At 59.8% G+C, this 14,895-nt stretch carries 10 protein-coding genes; 5 read left to right on the forward strand and 5 right to left on the reverse strand.

Annotated features, from left to right (window positions below; genetic code table 11):
* Positions 1 to 324: 324 nt before the first annotated feature.
* The 4 genes from WNZ14_RS09935 (at position 325) to WNZ14_RS09950 (ending at position 7,678) form a co-directional block, all read left to right on the forward strand.
* The gene (locus WNZ14_RS09935; protein WP_152009820.1) at positions 325 to 792 is read left to right on the forward strand and encodes a chemotaxis protein CheW; all 468 of its coding nucleotides are present in this window, start codon (positions 325 to 327) and stop codon (positions 790 to 792) included.
* Between the two features lie 236 nt (positions 793 to 1,028).
* The gene (locus WNZ14_RS09940) at positions 1,029 to 4,388 is read left to right on the forward strand and encodes a transglutaminase family protein (RefSeq protein ID WP_342868402.1); all 3,360 of its coding nucleotides are present in this window, start codon (positions 1,029 to 1,031) and stop codon (positions 4,386 to 4,388) included.
* A 3-nt stretch (positions 4,389 to 4,391) separates the two neighbouring features.
* A complete protein-coding gene (locus WNZ14_RS09945; RefSeq protein ID WP_342868403.1) occupies positions 4,392 to 6,791 on the forward strand; it encodes a circularly permuted type 2 ATP-grasp protein in 2,400 nt (799 codons plus the stop codon).
* A 5-nt stretch (positions 6,792 to 6,796) separates the two neighbouring features.
* A complete protein-coding gene (locus WNZ14_RS09950) occupies positions 6,797 to 7,678 on the forward strand; it encodes a transglutaminase family protein (protein WP_342868404.1) in 882 nt (293 codons plus the stop codon).
* A 15-nt stretch (positions 7,679 to 7,693) separates the two neighbouring features.
* On the opposite strand, the gene WNZ14_RS09955 is transcribed toward WNZ14_RS09950, so the two are convergent.
* The 5 genes from WNZ14_RS09955 to WNZ14_RS09975 form a co-directional block, all read right to left on the reverse strand.
* Complete coding sequence (locus tag WNZ14_RS09955) at positions 7,694 to 8,614, reverse strand: ABC transporter permease (RefSeq protein WP_342868405.1); 921 nt, start codon at positions 8,612 to 8,614, stop codon at positions 7,694 to 7,696.
* Complete coding sequence (locus WNZ14_RS09960) at positions 8,607 to 9,614, reverse strand: ABC transporter permease (protein ID WP_342868406.1); 1,008 nt, start codon at positions 9,612 to 9,614, stop codon at positions 8,607 to 8,609. Before WNZ14_RS09960 ends, WNZ14_RS09955 begins: the two co-directional genes overlap by 8 nt.
* 87 nt (positions 9,615 to 9,701) lie before the next feature.
* Positions 9,702 to 11,402 carry a peptide ABC transporter substrate-binding protein gene (locus tag WNZ14_RS09965; protein WP_342868407.1) on the reverse strand — a complete coding sequence of 567 codons (1,701 nt, stop codon included), beginning with the start codon at positions 11,400 to 11,402 and terminating at the stop codon, positions 9,702 to 9,704.
* A 21-nt stretch (positions 11,403 to 11,423) separates the two neighbouring features.
* Positions 11,424 to 12,461 carry a dipeptide ABC transporter ATP-binding protein gene (locus WNZ14_RS09970; protein ID WP_342868408.1) on the reverse strand — a complete coding sequence of 346 codons (1,038 nt, stop codon included), beginning with the start codon at positions 12,459 to 12,461 and terminating at the stop codon, positions 11,424 to 11,426.
* Positions 12,454 to 13,473, reverse strand: a complete 1,020-nt coding sequence (locus WNZ14_RS09975; protein ID WP_342868409.1) for an ABC transporter ATP-binding protein — start codon at positions 13,471 to 13,473, stop codon at positions 12,454 to 12,456. Before WNZ14_RS09975 ends, WNZ14_RS09970 begins: the two co-directional genes overlap by 8 nt.
* A gap of 256 nt (positions 13,474 to 13,729) precedes the next feature.
* On the opposite strand from WNZ14_RS09975, the gene argE reads away from it, so the two are divergent.
* On the forward strand, positions 13,730 to 14,893 hold the full coding sequence (gene argE, locus WNZ14_RS09980; RefSeq protein WP_342868410.1) for an acetylornithine deacetylase: 1,164 nt from the start codon (positions 13,730 to 13,732) through the stop codon (positions 14,891 to 14,893).
* Positions 14,894 to 14,895 lie beyond the last annotated feature (2 nt).

A 14,895-nucleotide genomic window follows, 5' to 3' on the forward strand; every position in this document is an offset into this window, starting at 1 on the left:
TTTATTTGGCAGTTTCAATTGATTGTCACCACAGATCGTGCTGAGCAACGGGCTGACTTTGACAGCATTTTTCTCACGGGATGGCTGAATTCTGCTGCACTTTGTTTTCGCATTCTTAACGAAAGCATGTTTAAGTCGGTTTTAGGGAAGGGGCTTTGCCTCAAGCATGATGCGTTCCCGACCGCGGCTTGGTTCCGCAAACGGCACATGCATTCGCTTCCGAAGGTGCCGCTTTTCAAACTATTTAACCGGTTCGGCCGGGCCCGAAGACTGAAGGCGTTAGTACGTCCGGTCGCGGGTAGGCCAACTTGACGCGAGGACGAGATGAACGAGACGCAAACCGGCAATAAGACTTCAGGTCTTGAAATTATTTCGTTTTTCCTCGGCGAACAGGTGTTCAGCGTGAACATCATGTCGGTCCGGGAAATTCGCGGCTGGGCCCCCGCCACGCCGCTGGCGCACGCACCGAGCCATGTTCTGGGCGTGATCAATCTTCGCGGAACAGTCATTCCGGTGATCGACATGGCGCTGCGGCTTGGCCTTGAAGCCATCGACCCGACAGAACGGTCTGCGATCATCGTCGCCAGCATCCGCGGTCAGCTGGTCGGACTTCTGGTCGACAATGTTTCCGACATGGTCACTGTCACCGAAGACGAGATCCAGTCGGTTCCAGAGGTTGGCGCCACTGAAGTGCAGCGGATGACGACCTCCATCATTGCCAAGGACAAGCAGATGATTTCCCATCTTGATCTTGACTCCTTGCTTGATGAAGAAGGCGAACTTGCCGCCTGACATCTGTCGGCTTAACTGTATCAGGAATTCAAACGGACGCGCCGGTTCAAACCGGTGCGTCCGTTTGTGATGTTTCGCGTGTCATTTTATTTTCAGCGCTGCCCGCCAGATGTAGGCATTCCTGAGCGTTTAATGTCCCGATTGTGTGTGCACCGCATCATGGGCTGTGGACATGGCCGGTCAGGCCATGCATGCTGCCATGTGCCGAAAGGCCGCCCGATCAACGGATACATCACATGTCGATTCTGGCAAGCGTTCACCATCTGACCCACTACAAATACGACCGCCCGGTTACACTTGGCCCCCAGGTCATTCGTCTCCGACCGGCACCGCACAGCCGGACAAGGGTGGTGTCACACTCGCTGAAAGTCAGTCCGAAAGAGCATTTCGTCAATTACCAGCAGGATCCCTACGGCAACTGGCTGGCGCGGTATGTGTTTCCTGATCCGGTGATGGAGTTCAAGATCGAGGTGGATCTGGTCGCCGACATGACCGTCTACAACCCGTTTGATTTTTTCGTTGAGGAATCAGCCGAGAAGTGGCCGTTCAGTTATCCGGAGGAAATCGCCCCCGACCTGGTGATTTATCAGACCCCCGAACCTGCCGGTCCGCGTCTCAAGGCGTTTCTTGAGACGGTGCCGCGCGACGAAACCGGAACTGTGGATTTCGTTGTTGGTCTCAATGCCAGGCTTTCCAACGATATTGGCTATGTCATCCGCATGGAGCCGGGTGTGCAGACTCCGGAAGAAACGTTTCAGACTGGAATGGGCTCGTGCCGTGATACCAGCTGGCTTCTCGTTCAGGCGCTCAGGCATTTGGGTTTTGCGGCACGCTTTGTCTCCGGCTATCTGATCCAGCTCAAGCCTGATCTGGTATCGCTCGATGGTCCTGCAGGCACGGATCACGACTTTACCGATCTGCATGCCTGGGCCGAGGTTTACCTGCCCGGCGCCGGCTGGATCGGTCTCGACCCGACATCCGGGCTGCTGACCGGCGAGAGTCATATCCCGCTGGCCGCGACCCCGCATTACCGCAACGCTGCGCCGATTTCCGGTCTTGCCAGCTATGCAGAGGTCGACTTTGCCTTTGACATGCGGGTTGACCGCATGGCCGAGCATCCGCGCATTACCAAGCCATTCAGCGAGGAATCCTGGGATGCGCTTGATGCGCTCGGTCACGATATCGACGCCAAACTCAAGGCAGGCGATGTCCGGCTGACCATGGGCGGCGAGCCGACTTTCGTGTCGATCGATGATTTCGAGGGCGAGGAATGGAACACAGCTGCTGTAGGGCCGCAAAAACGCGAAGCGGCTGACAAGCTGATCCGCCGTTTGCGCAACCGTTTTGCTCCCGGCGGTTTCCTGCATTATGGCCAGGGCAAATGGTATCCGGGCGAAACCCTGCCGCGCTGGACGTTTTCGCTCTACTGGCGCCGCGACGGAAAGCCGATCTGGAACAATCCGGAACTCATTGCCGATGAAGGCAAGGACACCGGCCAGGCCTCACCCGAGACTGCCAAGGACCTGCTCGCCGCCATCGCCGACAATCTGGGGATCGCCGACGACAATGTCGTCCCGGCCTATGAGGATCCGGCTGAATGGATCGTCAAGGAAGGCAACCTTCCCGACAATGTGACGCCTGAAAACTCGAAGCTTGAAGACCCCGAGGAGCGCCATCGCATTGCCACCGTGTTTTCCCGCGGTCTGGCAACACCGTCAGGCTTCGTGCTGCCGGTTCAGCGCTGGCAGTCCAAGGCTGCAGGCCATGGCTGGCGGTCTGAAAAATGGAAGACACGTCGCGGTCATGTGTTCCTGGTTCCAGGCGATAGTCCGGTCGGCTACCGCTTGCCGCTTGGCTCATTGCCGCATGTCCCGGCCTCATCCTATCCCTTCGTCAATCCTGCCGATCCTACGGAGCCGAAGGGCGATTTGCCTGATCCGGCGGCTGCCAAGGCGCTCGATGATGCGTTGGCTGATTCCCGTGCTGCCGCTGCCGCCTCTCAGCCCGTGGCCCAGTTCACTGCCGCCGAAGCCACCCAGAACCGTGTCGAGCAGAAAATCGGCGATATTGACGGTGCAGTGCGCACGGCAATTTCCGTTGAACCTCGTGATGGCCGTCTGTGCGTGTTCATGCCGCCGGTGGAAAAGGTCGAGGACTATCTCGAACTTGTGTCAGCTGCCGAAGTTGCCGCTGATCGGCTTGGACTGAAAGTTCATATCGAAGGCTACGGGCCGCCACATGATCCGCGGCTCAACGTGATCAGGGTTGCGCCAGATCCAGGCGTGATCGAAGTCAACGTGCACCCCGCCACCGACTGGAACGAGTGCAAGGCAATCACCGAAGGCGTTTATGAAGAGGCGCGCCAGACCCGCCTTGGCGCCGACAAGTTCATGATCGACGGGCGCCACACCGGCACCGGTGGCGGCAACCATGTGGTCGTCGGTGGCGCCACGCCGCTCGACAGTCCGTTCCTGAGGCGTCCGGATGTTCTGGCCAGCCTGATCCTGCACTGGCAGCGTCATCCAAGCCTTTCCTATCTGTTCTCGGGGCTTTTCATCGGCCCGACCAGCCAGGCACCGCGCATTGATGAAGCCCGCCATGACGGACTTTACGAGCTTGAGATGGCGCTTGAGCAGATCCCGGCCCCCGATGCCGGCAATCCGCCCTTGCCCTGGCTGGTTGACCGTCTGCTGCGCAATCTGCTGACCGATGTCACCGGCAACACGCATCGCGCGGAAATCTGCATCGACAAGCTCTATTCGCCAGATGGTACGACGGGCCGCCTCGGCCTGGTCGAGTTCCGCGGTTTTGAAATGCCGCCGGAACCGCGCATGAGCCTGGCTCAGCAGGTTCTGATCCGGGCGCTGATCGCCCGGTTCTGGCAGAGCCCGGCCAAGGGGCGGTTCACCCGCTGGGGTACCACCCTCAATGACCGCTTCATGCTGCCGCATTTCATCTGGCAGGATTTCCTCGATGTGCTGCGTGACCTGCGTGATCATGGCTTCGACCTGCGGTCGGAATGGTACGAGGCACAGGCCGAGTTCCGCTTTCCGTTCTGCGGCGAGGTCACCTATGAAGGGGTCCGTCTCGAGTTGCGTCAGGCGCTTGAGCCATGGCATGTGCTGGGTGAAACCGGCGCCATCGGCGGAACCGTGCGTTACACCGACAGCTCGGTCGAACGTTTGCAGGTGAAGCTCGAAAGCGCCGATCCGTCGCGCTACCTCGTCGCCTGCAACGGACGTCCCGTACCGCTGGCAGATTCAGGCATGGCCGGAACGACCGTTGGCGGTGTGCGTTACAAGGCCTGGCAACCGGCACTGGCGCTGCATCCGGTGCTGCCGGTCGATGCGCCGCTCACCTTCGATATTTTCGATACCTGGTCGGGAAAACCGCTCGGTGGCTGTGTCTACCATGTCGCTCATCCCGGCGGCCGCAGCTACGACACGTTTCCGGTCAATGGCAACGAGGCAGAGGCGCGGCGACTTGCCCGCTTCGAGCATCGAGGCCATACCCCCGGCGCCACCACGCCGGCGCCGGAAACGCCGCATCCGGAATTTCCCTTCACGCTCGATTTGCGCCGCAAACCCGGAATCTGACCTGTGCCAAATTCAGCCATAGTCCGGAATCCGGATTGGCCATCGATACTGAAAGGCTACTCCGCTCTGCCGGGGGTGCCCGATGAGCTGCTGCGCGAGGATGGCAGTGTTAGGCCTGAATGGGTTAGTCTGATTGCGCATCTTGAAGGGCTGAGCCCGGATGAGCGCGAGCGGGCTTTTGCCCGGGGCGCCCAGTATCTGCGCGATGCGGGCGTCTTTGTGCGTCATTACGGAGAAGAGAAAAGCCCGCGCGACTGGCCCATGAGCCCGGTGCCGGTGATCCAGCCAGCCAGCGAATGGAAGGCCCTGGGAGAAGGCCTGGCCGAGCGGGCCGAGCTTCTCGAAGAGGTGGTAGCCGACCTCTATGGCGAAAACCGGCTGGTCGAGCAGGGCCATCTTCCCGCAGGTCTGATCGCGTCCAATCCCGAATGGTTGCGCCCGCTTATCGGTGTGAAGCCGGCGTCCGGGCATTTCCTGCACTTTCTGGCGTTCGAGATCGGTCGCGGATCCGATGGCAGCTGGTGGGTTCTTGGCGACCGGACCCAGGCACCCTCGGGCGCTGGCTATGCGCTGGAAAACCGAGTCGCCTCGGTGCGCGCCTTTCCGGGTTATTACAGCGGTTCGAATGTTGAACGTCTGGCGAGTTTCTTTCGAGGCTTCCGTGACGGGCTCAATGCAATGCGTCGCGAGGAAGGCAGCAGGGCAGGGATCCTGACGCCGGGTCCGATGAACGAGACCTATTTCGAACACGCCTACATCGCCCGTTACCTCGGCATGATGCTGCTTGAGGGTGACGATCTGGTTGTCGATGACGGCAGGCTGATGGTGCGAACTGTATCCGGCCCCAAGCCGATCAGCGTGCTGTGGCGCAGAATGGATGCGGCATGGGCCGACCCGTTGGAACTCGAGGCAAGCTCACGTCTGGGAACGCCGGGCTTGCTGGGCGCCGTCCGGTCCCAGGGCGTCACGATGATCAATGCGCTCGGCGCCGGTGTTCTGGAAAGCCGCGCATTCCTGGCTTTCATGCCGCGTCTGTCGGAAGTGCTGCACGGCAAGCCGCTTGCGGTCCCCAACATCGCAACATGGTGGTGCGGTGGTGAGGCAGAGCGTGACCATGTTCGCGCCAATGCCGCCGATATGCTGATCGGGCCAGCCAATTCGACAAGCCTGCCGCTGGAATTCGAGCCCGGCGCCGTTCTCAGGGGAGACATGAGCGAATTGGGGCTCGATCTCGACACATGGCTCGCAAGCCAGGGACGAAATCTGGTCGGCCAGGAGCTTGTATCGCTTTCGACGACCCCGACCTGGGAAGATGGCGGTTTGAAACCGAGGCCGATGCGCATCCGGGTGTTCATGGCGCGCACCCGCGAGGGGTGGCAGCTGATGCCTGGCGGCTTTGCCCGGCTCGCCGCCACCAGTCGGGATCCATCGGCGGTTTCACTGCGCAGCGGCGGCACGGTTGCAGATGTCTGGGTGGTCTCGGACAAGCCGGTGCCTGAAGATTCCATGCTGACCCACACCGAAGACGTGTTTGTCCGCACCTCGCCGGGGCTGCTGCCAAGCCGTGCTGCTGACAATCTGTTCTGGCTTGGTCGTTATGTCGAGCGGGCTGAAGGACAGATGCGCCTGACCAGGGCATATATGAGCCGGCTGCCGGAGACGCCCGCCGGAGGCACCCCGCTGATGAGCAGGGTGGAGGCCTATCTTGATGATCATGGCCTCGACAAGGACGAAGGTGTTCCCGACGCCATCGAGCGAACCATTGCAGCTGCCGTCAACGCCGCCAATCAGGTCCGGGACCGCTTTTCGGTCGATGCCTGGGCATCGCTTGCTGACCTGGAGCGAACGGTTGGCAATATGCGCAAGACAGTTCTGACGGGGGATGATGCCGCCTCGGCCATGGGCGTGTTGTTGCGCAAGATCACCGGATTCTCCGGTCTGGTGCACGAAAACATGTACCGCTTCAGCGGTTGGCGGTTCCTGACCATCGGCCGGTCGCTTGAACGCGCAATCGGGATGGCCGACTTGCTCTCATCTTTCGCAGAGTGGTCGGGCCCGCATGGCGGTTTCGAGCTGTGTGTGGAAGTTGGCGACAGCGTCATGACCCATCGCAGGCGCTATCCGGTCGCCGCCAGCCGGGACACGGTCGTCGACCTGTTGGCCCTCGACCCGCTCAACCCCCGCTCAATCGCTTTTCAAATCGACGAAATCCGCGATCAGGTCAGTCTGTTGCCCGGGGCTGATGTGAATGGTCAATTGTCGGTTTTGTCCAGGGCGGTGCTGAGGGTGCAGGCCGAACTTTCGGTCAACACGCCACAGAGCCTCGATCAGACCAAACTGGTGGATTTGCGGCAGGCGATCGGGCTGTTGACCAACGATCTGCACAGCCAGTTTCTCGATTGATGGCAATGCTTTACGATATCAAACTGACCATCGATTATTCGTTTCAAACCCCGGCTGCCGGTGCCCGTCAGATCCTTCACGCCATGCCCTTGACCCTTGCCGGTCGTCAGCGCCTGATTGCCGGCAGCGTGGATATCGACCCGGAACCGGCAGTGCGTCGCGACCGTGATGATTTCTTCGGCAACCGCTTGACCGAAATGGCCTTTGCGGAACCGCACAACAACATTGTCATAACCTTGAAGGCGAGAGTGGAGGTGACCGGCGGGGCTGAACCGGGATCAGCCTCCGTTGATCTGCCGACGCTCGTCAAAGCACTTGAGGTTGAGACGGATCTGGCATCCCGCTCGCCGCTGCATTTCCTGGCCTCTTCACCCTATGCGAGGCCTGTCGAGGCGATTGCAGATTGGGCTCGAAGCTTTGCGAGACCGGGCAGGCAATGCGGCGATATCGTCGCTGATCTTGGTCTGGCGCTGAACCGGGAGATGCGTTTTGATGCCGAAGCCACCACGGTCAGCACACCCGCGGCAGAGGCTTTCGCCAATCGGCACGGCGTCTGTCAGGATTTCACCCATATCATGATCATCGCGCTCAGGAGCCTGGGTGTTCCTTCAGGCTACGTGAGTGGATATTTGCGGACCTTGCCGCCACCCGGAAAGGAACGCCTCGAAGGCGCGGATGCCATGCATGCCTGGGTATCGGCATGGTGCGGTCCGGGCGTCGGCTGGGTCGAATATGATCCGACCAACGCGGTGTTTGCCGGCACTGATCATATCGTGGTTGCCTATGGCCGCGACTACGCCGATGTCGCACCGGTCCGGGGCGCCATGCGCACGGCTGGCGGCCAGACCAGCAATCAATCGGTAGATGTCATCCCGGTCGGTGAATAGGTCCGCCGACCCACTTCAACGTCCGCGGATGCGTGGGTCCAGCGCGTCACGAAGGCCATCGCCGATATAGTTGACGCTCAGCACGGTCAATGAAATTGCCAGGCCAGGCCAGAACACCCGCTCGGGGTATTGCTGCAGATAATCGATCGCATCAAACAGCAAACGACCCCAGGTCGGGAAGTCCGGCGGAAAACCGAGACCCAGAAACGACAGCGCCGATTCGGTGATGATCGCCGTGGCAATACCAAGCGTTGCCGACACCATGATCGGAGACAGAACGTTGGGCAGGACATGACGCATGATCATGCGTCGCGACGGGGTCCCGATCGACCGGGCCGCCAGCACGAATTCACGTTCCTTGAGCGCCAGAACCTCGCCGCGCACAATGCGCGCAGTCTGCATCCAGCTTGTCACGCCAATAGCCGACACGATCAGGATGAAGGTCCCCATTTCCGGTCCGAAGCTGCGCGCCAGCGTTTCCCGGAACAGCATCACCATGACCAGAAGCAGCGGCAGAAGCGGCAGCGCTAGGAAAAGGTCCGTCAGCCCCATCAGGACTCCGTCAAGCTTGCGGAAGAACCCGGCCACCACGCCGATCAGGGTGCCGAGCAGAACGCTGATCAGCATCGCCGTCAGACCCACGGCGATCGACACCTGTCCACCGGCCATCATTCGCGCCAGGATATCCCGGCCGAGTTGATCGGTTCCGAACGGATGCGCCAGCCCCGGCCCGGAGTTGCGCGCGCGGATGTCGATGAAGGTCGGTTCCAGTGTCCACAGGAACGGCCCGATAGTCACGGCCAGAACGATGAACAGGAACACCGCTGCGCCAAACAGCGCGCCCTTGTGTGTCTTGAACTGATCCCAGACATCCCACCATTGCGAGCGTCCGGATGTGTCGGTCTTTACCGGTTCCAGCATGGGTGCATCAGTCATAACGGATCCTCGGATCAAGCAGGCCGTACAGAACGTCCGCGATAAGGTTGCACAGCACGATCAGCACCGCGAAGATGAAGGCCAGTGTCTGCACCATCGGCAAATCATTGGCGTAGATGGCGGTGATCAGCAGTTGGCCCAGGCCATTCACCTTGAAAATCTGCTCTGTGATGATGGCGCCGCCGAAGATAGAGGGGATGCCGAGCGCAATCACGGTCACAACCGGGATCATCGAATTGCGCAACACATGCACCAGCAGCACCACCTTCTCGGTCATGCCCTTGGCCCGGGCTGTCCGGACGTAGTCGTGGTTGAGGTTGTCGAGCATCGAGGCGCGCATGAAGCGTGACAGTTGCGCGGTCGTCTGCAGCGCCAGAACCATCACAGGCAGTGTCATTTGCCGCACCTGCTGTCCGAAGCTCTCGAAATCGTTGACCACCAGCGTGGTGTCATAGATCGACGGAAACCAGGGCAGCATGATCGCGAAGAACACGATCATCAGCACGCCGGAAAAGAACGGTGGCACTGAAAAGCCGACCATCGAAACGAAGGTGCCGATCTGATCGAACCAGGAGTATTGTTTGTAAGCCGAGATGATGCCAATCGGCAGCGCGATCATCACGCCGACCAGGTAGGCAAGCCCGACAACCCAGAGCGTTTGCGGGATGCGCTGGATGATGATGTCGAACACCGGTGCGCGGAACTGCCAGGAGACGATGCGCTGTAGTCCTTCAGAGAAGTTGGTTCCGATCGCCCAGTCGACAAAGTTGAGCGGCTCGACCCAGAAGAACTGCTTGGCCCAAAGCAGATAGCGCACATAGGCGGGGGCATCGAGTCCCAGCGCGTCACGCATTTTCTGGCGCACTTCGGGCGGTATGCTGAGCGGCTGATCGGCAAGCGGATCACCTGGAGCCAGATCCAGCAAAAGGAAAATGATCAGACTGATGAGCACAAGCGTCGGTATCGCCAACAACAATCGTCGGAATGTAAAGGTCAGCATGGGCGACGCCTCGGTTCAGCAGTATGGCGCAGGAAAACGGCAGAGAGAGTGAATGGCCCCGCCGGAGCGGGACCATTCCTGTCTGCATTACTTGATGCGGAACCAGTCCGCAGCATTCCAGATTTCGGAATCCCAGGTGTTGAGCACAACACCGCCGAGGCTGTTGGAATGAGCCGAAACGCGGCCACGATCAACAAGCGGCACAATGGTCATGGTGTCCTTGGTGATCATTTCGTTGAGCTTCTTGGCAATTTCGGCGCGCTTGGAGATTTCGCCGGTCTTGCCGAGTTCGGCCACCAGTTCGTCATAGGCCGGATCGCAGAAACGGTTGATGTTCTCGCCCTGCCACTGCGTTTCAGGCCGTGGAGCCTTCTCGCAGGTGTACTGGCCAAGATACTGTTCCGGATCGGTTCCGTCGAAGTTGTTGGCGTACATTTCCACGTCCGCATAAAACTTCTGGAATGTGTCCGGGGACGCCGGGTCACCGCCAAAGAACACCGAACCGTCAATGTTCTTGAGTTCCGTCTCGACGCCGACATCAGCCCACCACTGCTTGATCAGGGCCTGGAAGTCCTGGCGCACGGCGTTGGTTGAAGTCTGGAACAGAAGCTTGAGCTTCTTGCCGTCCTTCTCGCGAACGCCATCTGCGCCAACTGTCCAGCCAGCTTCTTCGAGAAGCGCCTTGGCGCCTTCGACGTCCTGCGTATGACATTCGGTGTTTGGCGATGCAAAAAGCTCCGGTGCCGGGACCAGGTTGCAGGTCGGGCGACCGGCCTGGCCGTATCCGATTTCAACCAGAAGCGGGCGGTCGATGGCCATTGAAAGGGCCTTGCGCACCTTGAAATCGGACAGGATCGGGTGCGGTTGCTTGGCGGTTGCTCGCTCGCCTTCCGGCAGATCCGGCGACGGATCGGTCATGTTCATCTCGATACGCTCGACCAGCGTACCAAAGCCCGAAACCGGCGTTCCCTTGCCGCCTTCGGCCATCTTGGCGATGACTTCAGGAGCCAGCTGAAGGTTCCATGCGTAGTCATACTCGCCGGTTTCCAGAACCGCGCGACCAGCCGAAGCTGCATCGCCGCCGCCCTTGAAGGTCAGGGTCGCAAATGCCGGCTTGGCCGGGTCGCGATAATTGTCATTGGCCTTCATGGTGATGACGTCATTCGGCTTGAAGTCGGTGACGACGAAAGGTCCGGTGCCGATCGGGCCGAAGTTGGCCGAGGTGCATTCCTGAGCCTTTGCGCCAACGCAGTCTTTGAACTGGGCAGCCTGCAGCAGCGGCGACTGTGCGCCGACAAATGCAGCATAAGGCACAGGCTTCGGTCCGGTGAAGGTCACCACGATCGTGCGCTCATCCGGGGTGTCGACGCTCTTCACGCCGTCGAACTTTGCGCTCTGGGCGCAGCCGCCGTCCGGAGCCATGCAATATTCAGCTGTGAATTTCGCGTCAGCCGAAGTCACCGGAGTGCCATCAGACCACTTGAGGCCTTCCTTCAGCTTCCAGGTGATCGATGTGAGGTCAGCTGCAACGCCGCCGTTCTCGACTGTCGGGATTTCGTCGACCAGATACGGAACCAGCGCGCCGGTCTCGTCGAAACGGGCGAGCGGTTCGACGATCAGCGACGAAGCCTCGATATCCTTGGTGCCGCCTGAAAGGTACGGGTTAAGGATCGAGGGCGCCTGCCAGTAGATGATCTTGACTTCGCCGTCCGAGCCTCGCTCGGCGTGCGCGACGGGTGCGATCGCCATAGCGGCGACGGCGCCCATCAGAATAGTTCTCAGTTTCATGGCTGTCTCCTTGTTGATTTTTCAGTTTTTTATTGTGCCAGCGGTTGGTTCCGCGGTCGTTTTCATGCTCTCCGAATACAGATGGCAGGCCACCTGTCTTCCTTCTCCGAAATCGTAGACCGCGGGCTCTGTCTGCCGGCAGATGTCCATGACCTTGGGGCATCGGGTTGAAAAGTTGCAGCCCTTGGGAGGATTGGCGGGTGAGGGCACATCGCCCTGCAGCACGATAGGCTTGCGATGCCGCTCGGATTCCGGATCGGGTTCCGGCACAGCCGACAACAGGGCCTGCGTGTAGGGATGCAGCGGCTCGGCAAACAGCAGTTCCCTGGAAGCCACTTCGACAATCCGGCCCAGATACATCACCGCCACACGATCGGCGATATGGCGCACCATCGACAGGTCGTGGCTGATGAACAGATAGGTCAGGTTGAGCCGTTCCTGCAATTCTTCAAGCAGGTTCACCACTTGCGCCTGGATCGATACATCAAGCGCTGCAATGGGCTCGTCACAGACGATGAATTTCGGATTGAGCGCCAAGGCCCGGGCAATGCCGATGCGCTGGCGCTGGCCGCCGGAAAACTCATGCGGATAGCGTTTGGCGAAGGCCCGGTTGAGACCAACCCAGTCCATCAGCTCATAGATCCGGGCAAGCCTCTCATCCGCCGAGAGCTTCATGTGCTCGTCCAGCGGCTCGCCTATGATGCTGGCGACTGTCATCCGCGGGTTGAGACTTGCCTGGGGATCCTGAAAGATCATCTGCATCATCGGCCGCTTCGAGCGCAGGCTGTCGCGATCCACATGGGCGATCTCAAAGCCATTGATTTCAACGGTGCCGCCGGTCACGTCATAGAGCCGCAGGATCGACCGCCCGACCGTGGATTTGCCGCAGCCCGATTCTCCAACCAGTCCGAGCGTTTCGCCCGGAAGGATGTCGAAGCTGATGCCGTCCACCGCCTTGATGTCTCCGACATGTGTCCGAAACAGCCCCGAATGAATCGGGAAATACATCTTCAGGTCCCGCACCTTGACGAGCGGCTTGACGGCTTCGTTTTCAGCCATTCACGGCCTCCGGCTCTTGCGTTGAGGCCTTGTCCACCAGGAAACAGGCAGCCCGGTGACCTGGCGCAGAAACATCTGCGAGCGCCGGGTTTTCCTCAGAGCACCGGTCGAAGGCATACTGGCACCGGTTGCGGAATGAGCAGGCGACAGGCGTTTCATACATGATCGGCGGCTGGCCTTCGATCACCTGAAGCCTGTCCGCACGAGGACCGCGAACAGCGGGTACTGTCTTCAGCAGAGCCTGTGTATAGGGATGCTGCGGATCGCGGAAAATCTCCTTGACCGGACCTTCCTCCACCACCTGGCCTGCATACATGACCATCACCCGGTCAGCGATCCCGGCGATGACGCCGAGGTCATGCGTGATCCAGATGATTGCCATGCCAAGCTTCTGGCGCAGTTCCTTCACCAGTTCGATGATCTGTGCCTGAATGGTAACGTCCAGCGCCGTTGTCGGCTCATCCGCGATCAGGACTTTGGGATCGCAGGCGAGCGCGATGGCAATCATCACGCGCTGCCGCATGCCGCCTGAGAACTGGTGTGGATAATCCTTGAGCCGCCGTTCCGGATCCGGAATGCCGACGAGCTGCAGAAGTTCGATCGACCGAGCCCGGGCCTTGGCTTTGGACATGCCAAGGTGCGCGCGCAAAGGTTCCGCAAGCTGGAAACCGATCGTATAGACCGGATTGAGCGATGTCATAGGGTCCTGGAAGATAAAGCCGATCTTGGAGCCGCGTACCTGACGCAGCTCCTCGGAGCTTATCTTGAGCAGGTCCTGACCATCGAACATCACCGTCCCGTTGCGCATCTCCGCAGGGGGAGATGGAAGCAGTCGAAGCAGTGACATCATGGTCACGGATTTTCCGGATCCGCTTTCTCCGACCACGCCGAGCAATTCGCCCGGGCGCAGATGGAAATCGACGGAGTTGACCGCGTGTACTTCACCGCCGCGGGTGCGGAAAACCGTTTTAAGCCCTTTGACATCCAGAATTGGCAAGGCCGTGTCTGGCATACTGTACCCCTCGGGAGATGTTTTCCCGTTATTTTTGTTGCCGGCCCGATTGCTCGAAGCCGGTGGTGCATACTATTGACCAATTTCTCTCTGGTTGACCAGTGGGGTTTTTGAAATTGAGCGATAAGTGCCCAAACGTGCTACGGCTCGACATTAAATTTCCCGCAAACCCGCCACTGGACAAAGGCGACCGGTGTAAACAAAAGTGTGGAAATCCGCGTGATATTGAAGATTCGAACTCATTCGAGGCCTGTTCATGGAAGATAATTCTAGCGTTCGCGAAATTTTGGCAAAACTGGTTTCGTTCCCGACGGTCAGTCGCGACACCAATTTGCCGCTTGTCGAGTGGGTCGAGGCCTATCTGTCGAGCCATGGGATCACATCCGAACGTGTCATGGGCCCCTGCGGCACGAAGGCGCATCTTTACGCCCAGGTCGGCCCCGAAATCGATGGCGGGGTCATCCTGTCCGGCCACACGGATGTGGTGCCGGTCGATGGTCAGGCCTGGACCACCGATCCCTGGACACTGACCGAGCGGGACGGGAAACTCTATGGTCGCGGCGCCTGCGACATGAAGGGATTTGACGCGCTTGCGCTGATGGCAATGGCGCGTGCCACCAAGCGCCCGCTTAAACGCCCGTTGCAACTGGCGCTGTCGTTCGATGAAGAGGTCGGCTGCGTTGCCGTGGTCGATCTGGTCGAGGCGATGATGGGCGCCTTGCCGCGTGCCCGCGAGGTGCTTGTCGGCGAGCCGACCATGATGCGCGTGGTGACAGGCCACAAGGGCGGTCTGGCCTATCACGTTCATGTTCGCGGCTTCGAGATCCATTCCTCGCTGCTGCCTTACGGCGTCAGTGCCATCATGCAGGCGGCGAAGCTGATCGACTGGGCCAACCAGCGCAATGCGGAAAATGCCGAGAAGACACCGTCTGAACTTGCTGCTCCCTTCGACCCGCCTTTCACCACACTCCATGTCGGCAAGATTGAAGGCGGCACCGCGCACAACATCACCGCGAAGGATTGTCACTACTTCATGGAATTCCGGTTTGTGCCCGGTGAGAGCCCTGAAGACTGGGCGAGGGCATTTGAGGCAAAGGCCGCCGAACTTTCAGCCGAGATGCAGAAAATCCATCCCGACACCGGGATCGATCTCAAGCCCGGGTTCGCTCTGCCGGCATTGGCGCCTGAGACAGATGGGTTTGCCGAAACACTCGCGCGCCGTCTCACCGGAGACAATGGCCAGCATGTCGTCAGCTATGGCACTGAAGGCAGCCAGTTCCAGGTTCGCGGATACTCGACAATCATCTGCGGCCCAGGCGATATCGCCCAGGCGCATCAGCCCGACGAGTTTCTCGCGCTCGAACAATTAGCGGCCGGCGAAGCCTTCATCGACAGGTTGCTCGATTCGCTCTGCGCTTAAAC

Source organism: Hoeflea sp. AS60, assembly GCF_038900115.1.
Taxonomy (GTDB): Bacteria; Pseudomonadota; Alphaproteobacteria; order Rhizobiales; family Rhizobiaceae; genus Hoeflea.

What these genes read in the sequence shown, in the direction of transcription:
- WNZ14_RS09935 (WP_152009820.1), top strand. Translation starts at nt 325, where the DNA reads ATGAACGAGACGCAAACCGGCAATAAGACTTCAGGTCTTGAAATTATT.
- WNZ14_RS09940 (WP_342868402.1), top strand. Translation starts at nt 1,029, where the DNA reads ATGTCGATTCTGGCAAGCGTTCACCATCTGACCCACTACAAATACGAC.
- WNZ14_RS09950 (WP_342868404.1), top strand. Translation starts at nt 6,797, where the DNA reads ATGCTTTACGATATCAAACTGACCATCGATTATTCGTTTCAAACCCCG.
- WNZ14_RS09955 (WP_342868405.1), bottom strand. Translation starts at nt 8,614, where the DNA reads ATGACTGATGCACCCATGCTGGAACCGGTAAAGACCGACACATCCGGA.
- WNZ14_RS09960 (WP_342868406.1), bottom strand. Translation starts at nt 9,614, where the DNA reads ATGCTGACCTTTACATTCCGACGATTGTTGTTGGCGATACCGACGCTT.
- WNZ14_RS09965 (WP_342868407.1), bottom strand. Translation starts at nt 11,402, where the DNA reads ATGAAACTGAGAACTATTCTGATGGGCGCCGTCGCCGCTATGGCGATC.
- WNZ14_RS09970 (WP_342868408.1), bottom strand. Translation starts at nt 12,461, where the DNA reads ATGGCTGAAAACGAAGCCGTCAAGCCGCTCGTCAAGGTGCGGGACCTG.
- WNZ14_RS09975 (WP_342868409.1), bottom strand. Translation starts at nt 13,473, where the DNA reads ATGCCAGACACGGCCTTGCCAATTCTGGATGTCAAAGGGCTTAAAACG.
- argE (WP_342868410.1), top strand. Translation starts at nt 13,730, where the DNA reads ATGGAAGATAATTCTAGCGTTCGCGAAATTTTGGCAAAACTGGTTTCG.